This window comes from Desulfovibrio sp., assembly GCF_035644575.1.
Taxonomy (GTDB): domain Bacteria; phylum Desulfobacterota; class Desulfovibrionia; order Desulfovibrionales; family Desulfovibrionaceae; genus Desulfovibrio.
In genome coordinates this window covers 1-6188 of the sequence record NZ_DASQOG010000141.1, presented here as the reverse complement: position 1 = coordinate 6188, position 6188 = coordinate 1, and the positions used below count along the sequence as shown (strand labels likewise).

At 58.6% G+C, this 6188-nt stretch carries 7 protein-coding genes; all 7 read right to left on the bottom strand.

What is annotated here, in order from left to right; translation table 11 throughout:
* Positions 1–41 precede the first annotated feature (41 nt).
* Positions 42–443 (bottom strand): F0F1 ATP synthase subunit epsilon, encoded by a 402-nt coding sequence (locus tag VEZ52_RS08010; protein ID WP_022658958.1) that lies wholly within the window; start codon positions 441–443, stop codon positions 42–44.
* Positions 444–540: 97 nt separating this feature from the next.
* On the bottom strand, positions 541–1962 hold the full coding sequence (gene atpD / locus VEZ52_RS08005; protein ID WP_192113073.1) for a F0F1 ATP synthase subunit beta: 1422 nt from the start codon (positions 1960–1962) through the stop codon (positions 541–543).
* Positions 1963–1972: 10 nt separating this feature from the next.
* The gene (locus tag VEZ52_RS08000; protein ID WP_324836358.1) at positions 1973–2857 is read right to left on the bottom strand and encodes a F0F1 ATP synthase subunit gamma; all 885 of its coding nucleotides are present in this window, start codon (positions 2855–2857) and stop codon (positions 1973–1975) included.
* A gap of 26 nt (positions 2858–2883) precedes the next feature.
* Positions 2884–4392, bottom strand: a complete 1509-nt coding sequence (gene atpA, locus VEZ52_RS07995) for a F0F1 ATP synthase subunit alpha (RefSeq protein WP_324836357.1) — start codon at positions 4390–4392, stop codon at positions 2884–2886.
* Between the two features lie 3 nt (positions 4393–4395).
* Positions 4396–4947 (bottom strand): ATP synthase F1 subunit delta, encoded by a 552-nt coding sequence (atpH, locus tag VEZ52_RS07990; protein WP_291444392.1) that lies wholly within the window; start codon positions 4945–4947, stop codon positions 4396–4398.
* Positions 4944–5525: an ATP synthase F0 subunit B gene (locus VEZ52_RS07985; RefSeq protein ID WP_192113069.1), complete on the bottom strand. Its 582-nt coding sequence runs from the start codon at positions 5523–5525 to the stop codon at positions 4944–4946. Before VEZ52_RS07985 ends, atpH begins: the two co-directional genes overlap by 4 nt.
* Before the next feature lie 106 nt (positions 5526–5631).
* Positions 5632–6051: an ATP synthase F0 subunit B gene (locus VEZ52_RS07980; protein WP_324836356.1), complete on the bottom strand. Its 420-nt coding sequence runs from the start codon at positions 6049–6051 to the stop codon at positions 5632–5634.
* Positions 6052–6188: the final 137 nt, after the last annotated feature.

The following is a 6188-nucleotide window of genomic DNA, read 5'->3' as shown; positions in this document are numbered from 1 at the left end:
TTCCACGCTGCTGCGGCCCCACAAATCTGAAAATTGGTAGCTCAGCGGAGCTGGGCCAGTTGCAAGCGCACAACTGCGCGTTGCAGAGCGGCTTCAGCGCGGACAATGTCCACCTTTTCGTCATGGCTGGCAATGCGCTTTTCAGCGCGTTCCTTGGCTGCCATGGCGCGCGCGGTGTCAATGCTGTCCGCCAGCTCTGCCGATTCGGCCAGCACTGTGAGCACATCGTTGTTCACATCGGCAAAACCGCCGGAGATGAAAACGTGCCCATCCTTGCCGTCAGCGCGGTAGCGCAGGCCGCCGATCTTCAGGGCAGAAAGCAGGGAAACGTGCTTGGGCAGCACGCCGAATTCGCCCTCAATTCCTGGGCAGACGGCCATTTCCACTTCGCCGCTGACCACGGTTTTGTCCGGCGTAACCACTTCAAGTTGCAGCGTGCCCATAGGTACTCCTTCGCTCCTGATATACGCAGATGGCCGGGTTCGGGTCGCGCCTCAAGCAAGGCGCGACCCAGAACCTCAAAGCGTTGCGATTAACGCCTTACTTCTCTTCCTGCAGCTTGCGCTGTTCGTACTTGGCAACGGCCTGTTCAATGCCGCCCAGCATGTAGAAGTCGCCTTCCGCCATGTGGTCGTATGCGCCGTCCAGAATGCCCTTGAAGCCCTTGATGGTGTCTTCAAGCTTCACATACTGGCCAGGGGTGCCGGTGAAGGTTTCGGCCACGTGGAAGGGCTGCGAGAGGAAGCGCTGAATGCGGCGCGCACGCGCAACAGTCAGCTTGTCTTCGTCAGACAGCTCGTCCATGCCGAGGATGGCGATGATGTCCTGAAGTTCTTTGTACTTCTGGAGCACCATCTGCACGCGACGTGCCACCATGTAGTGATCATCGCCCACAACGTTGGGGTCGAGGATGCGCGAGGTGGAGTCGAGCGGGTCCACGGCGGGGTAGATGCCAAGTTCTGCGATCTGGCGGGAAAGCACGAGCGTTCCGTCCAAATGCGAGAACGTGGTGGCCGGGGCCGGGTCGGTCAAGTCGTCAGCAGGGACGTAAACGGCCTGCACCGACGTGATCGAACCGTTGTTGGTCGAGGTGATGCGTTCCTGCAAGGCACCAAGGTCAGTACCCAGGGTGGGCTGATAACCCACGGCCGAGGGCATGCGGCCAAGCAGAGCGGACACTTCGGAACCAGCCTGCGTGAAACGGAAGATGTTGTCGATGAAGAGCAACACGTCCTGATGTTCTTCGTCACGGAAGTATTCCGCGCACGCAAGGGCCGTAAGGGCCACGCGGGCACGGGCTCCCGGAGGTTCGTTCATCTGACCGTACACAAGCGTGGCGCGTTCCAGAACGCCTGCGTCCTTGAGTTCGTGGTACAAGTCGTTGCCTTCACGGGTGCGTTCACCGACGCCCGCGAAAACCGACGAACCGCCGTGCTGCTTGGCGATGTTGTTGATCATCTCCATCAGAATAACGGTCTTGCCCACGCCAGCGCCGCCGAAGAGGCCCATCTTGCCGCCCTTGGGGAAGGGAACAAGAAGGTCAACGACCTTGATGCCGGTTTCAAGCAGTTCCACCTTGGTGTTCAGATCCGTAAATTGCGGAGCCGGACGGTGGATGGGGTAGTATTTTTCAGCATTGACCGGACCCAGTTCGTCAACGGGACGACCGATGACGTTCAGGATGCGGCCAACGGCGGCCTTGCCAACAGGAACCATGATGGGGTTCCCGGTGTCGACCGCATCCATGCCGCGGACAAGGCCTTCAGTGGCGTCCATGGCGATGGTACGAACGACGTTGTCGCCCAGGTGCTGCGCAACCTCACAGATGAGGCTGGGAGCATCGCTATTGTTCGGGTTGGTTATCTCCAGGGCGGTGAAGATACTCGGCAGGTTGCCGTCGCTGAACTCTACGTCCACCACGGCGCCGATAACCTGAACGACTTTACCGATGTTTTTGCTCATGTTTGGCTCCTTAACCCTTCAGCGCTTCAGCGCCGCCGACGATGTCGATGAGGTCGCTGGTGATGGAAGCCTGCCGCGTCTTGTTGTAGAGCCGCGTCAGCATGTTGATCATCTCGTTGCAGTTACGGGTGGCGTTGTCCATGGCAGCCATGCGTGCGGCGTGCTCGCTGGCCGAGGTGTCCAACATGCCACGGTAAACCTGCACCTTGACGTAGCGGGGCAAAAGCTCCGCCAACAGCTTTTCTTCCTGCGGCTCGTACACGTATTCGCAACGGGGCGTTCCGGCCACTTCTGCCACTTCTTCAGCTTCCGGCGTTTGCAACGGCAGAAGGCGAAGGGTGCGGGGCGGCTGGCTGCCCATGGATACGAACTCGCCGTAGATCAGCCACACTTCGTCGAATGCGAAGGTTTCGTAGCCGTGAATGACTTCCTGCGCCACAGAGCTGGCGAGAGCGAAGTCTATGCTCCCCATGCGGTCGCCATAGGCGGTGAAGATATTGTGCCCGGCAGTACGAACGGCATCGCGGCCCTTACGTCCCACACAGGCAAAACTGATCTCCATTCCTGCCCCGGCTTTTTCCTTCGCCAGCCGCAGAGCGGTGGCGATGATGTTGCCGTTAAAGCTGCCGCACAGGCCACGGTCGGATGTAACCAGCACAATGGCGCAGTGTTTCTTTTCCTCATGCTCTGCCAGCAGGGGGTGGGCATTGCCCTCCACCTTGCTCGACAGTTCGGCGAGCACGTCGCGGTATTTGGCCGCGTACGGCCTGAAGCGCTCAATGCGGGTCTGGGCGCCGCGCAGTTTCGCCGAGGCCACCATGTTCATGGCCTTGGTGATCTGCTTGGTCTTACCGACCCCCACGATCTTCATTTTTACGTCTTTGAGTGAAGGCATGCTTATCTCCCGTATGGAGGGGGCCCCTAGGCCTTCCAGCCCTGCTTGAAGGCGGTAATGGCCTCGGTGAGCGCTTTTTCCACAGCCTCGTCAATGACTTTCTTATCCTTAATGGCGTCAAGCACGTCTTTACGCGTATCACGCATAAAGGTGAGCATGTCGTCTTCGAACTTGCGGATCATATCCACCGGCACGTCATCCATGTGACCACGGGTAGCGGCGTAGATGGAGGCGACCTGCTCATGCGAGGGCATGGGCTTGTACTGGGGCTGCTTGAGCAGTTCCACCAAGCGTGCACCACGATCAAGCTTGGCCTTGGTGCCTTTGTCCAGATCCGAGCCGAACTGGGCAAAAGCCGCAAGTTCGCGATACTGGGCAAGGTCAAGACGCATGGTACCGGCGACCTGCTTCATGGCCTTGATCTGCGCTGCGCCACCCACGCGGGAAACCGAAAGGCCCACGTTAATGGCCGGACGCACACCGGCGTTGAAGAGGTTGGGTTCCAGGTACACCTGACCATCGGTGATGGAAATCACGTTGGTGGGGATGTACGCGGAAACGTCGCCCGCCTGGGTTTCAATGATGGGCAGAGCCGTCAAAGAACCGGCGCCAAGGCTGTCGTTCACCTTCGCAGCGCGTTCAAGCAAACGCGAGTGGAGGTAGAATACGTCGCCGGGGAAAGCTTCACGTCCCGGGGGGCGACGGAGCAGCAGCGACATCTGGCGATAAGCCACGGCCTGCTTGGAAAGGTCATCGTAAATGATGAGGGCGTGCTTGCCGTTGTTGCGGTAGAACTCGGCCATTGCGCAGCCGGTGTATGCCGCAATGTACTGCAAGGGCGCGGGATCGGACGCCGTGGCTGAAATGATGGTGGTGTATTCCATCGCGCCGTGACGGCGCAAGGTGTCGGCCACCAGAGCCACGGACGACTTCTTCTGGCCGATGGCCACGTAGAAGCAGTGAATGTCCGTTTCTTTCTGCGCCAGAATGGCATCAACGCAAACAGCGGTCTTACCGGTCTGGCGGTCGCCAATGATAAGTTCGCGCTGTCCGCGGCCAATGGGAGTCATGGCGTCAATGGCCTTAAGGCCAGTAGGCATGGGCTCATGCACGCTCTTACGCGCGATGATGCCGGGGGCCTTGATTTCCACCGGGCGCACTTCCGTGGCTTCGATGGGGCCAAGGCCGTCGATGGGCTCACCCAGGGGGTTGAGCACACGACCCATAACGCCGTCGCCCACAGGCACGGAGAAGATCTTGCCGGTACGTTTGACCGGGTCGCCTTCCTTGATGCCCACGTCCGAACCGAGCAGGGCCACGCCGACGTTGTCTTCTTCGAGGTTGAGAACCATGCCCATGATGCCGCCGGGGAATTCCAGCAGTTCCATGGACATCGCGTTCTTGACCCCGTAGACACGGGCGATACCGTCACCGACATAGAGTACGGTGCCAGTTTCGCTCATTTCGACGCGCTGCTCGTAGTTTTGGATTTGATCCTCAATGATCTTGCTTATCTCTTCCGCTTTGATCTGCATGTGCTATTCACCCCTCTTGAATGTCTCCCGAAGGATTCCCAACTGCGCGCGCAGACTTGCGTCCAGCACCCGGTCACCCATTTTGAGCACCATACCCCCTAGTATGTCTTTGTCCACGGCAAAGGTCAGCTCAATATCGGTGCCCGCTTTCTGTTGCAAGGTATCCTTGAGCTTAGACTTTTTGTCTGCGGAAAGTTGTACTGCGGTTATGCATTGGCCGCGGATGATCCCCTTGGCCTCGTCCAGCAGCTTGCCGTACCACGCTGCAATTTCGCTCAGAAAGGCAAGCCTTTCCTTATCTGCGAGCAGAAAGCAGAAATTGCGCATGGTTTGGTCAGCCTTGAGCTTGGTCAGCAGTTTGTCGAGAACTGCCTTTTTTTCGCTTACGCCGATAACAGGGCTTTTCAGGGTAAGGTCAAGCCCAGGCGCGGCGGCGAGCATTTCACCAAGAGACGCCAGGCAATCGCCACGCGAGCTCAGGGCTGCATCCCCATCCTTTTTGCCAAGCGCAAAAATTGCGTTGGCATACCTGCGTGCAACCACGGTGTTAATCAATGGAGCACCACCTTGTTAAGGGAGTTGGCGATAAGCTTGTCGTGCTCGGCCGCATTGAGCTTGGAGCTCAGAGCTTTCTCGGCGGCGTTCACGATCTCATCGGCAATGGAGGCGCGCACTTCAGCAAAGATCGCGCGGCCTTCATTTTCCGCCGTAAGGCGCGCCTGCTCCACAATCTGAGCGGCCTGGCGGTGAGCCTCTTCCACAATGCCCTGCTTGAGGGCCTCGGCCTGCTGGCGGCTCTCGGCCAAGATGGCCTCGCGTTCAGCATTAAGGTTGGCAATGCGGGTCTCTACCGAGGCCAGCTGCTCCTTGGCCGTCTTGCGACGTTCGTCAAGATCGTCCAGCGCATTCTTGATGCCTTCGCGGCGGTTCTTAAAGAAACGCTTGGCCAGCCCGCCAACGAAGTACCAGAGGATGCCGGCAAAAATTACGAAGTTGAGCACGCGCCAGCCGAAGTCGCCCCAACGCGGCGCTGCATGTCCTTCAGAAGCCATGGCTCCCGCAGGAATGACCACCAGCGCGGCAAAGGCAATAACGAGCGGCAGGATAAACCCCGCGTGTTTCCATCTGCTCAAAGCCCACCCCCTCTGTTCGATAATACCGATTCGAAAACAGTTCCCAATGAAGCCGCAACGCGAACGTTGCGGAACGGCCCGCAAAGGCCTGAGTCAGCGCCGCTTGCTAGCCCTTGATGAGGCGGTCGGCCAGACGGGTGGAAAATTCACCCACCTGCTTGCGCAACGCAGCAAGGGTTTCCGCAGCCTGTGCCTGCAGCGAGGCGCGGGTTTCAGCCAGAATATCGCGGGCGCTTTGCTGAGCTTCGCCCACCAGCTTCTGCTGTTCGACCACGCCTGCGGCGCGGCCAGCCTCACGGTTGCTGCCTGCGTCCTGACGGGCGCGGGCCAGTTCGGCCTCATAGTTGGTGAGCCGTTCGCCAGCCTGATACTCGAAAGAACCGGCTTCCTCGGCCATGTCATCCATGACGCCGTTGCGCTTTTTGATGATTTCGCGGATGGGGCGAATCAGGAGGATGTTAAGCACATAAATGGCGATAAAGAAGTTCGCCAGCTGAAAAAGAAGAGTGACGTTTAGGTCCAGCATGCCGCATCCTCCATGTGAATTGCGGATTGAAGGAGTTGAAAATACATAAAGCCCTTGCAAGATATCTGCTCAGCCCTGTTATGTCAAAGGGTATTGGTGACAAATTTCGCAAACTCCGCAATTTTTTTTTCACAAGC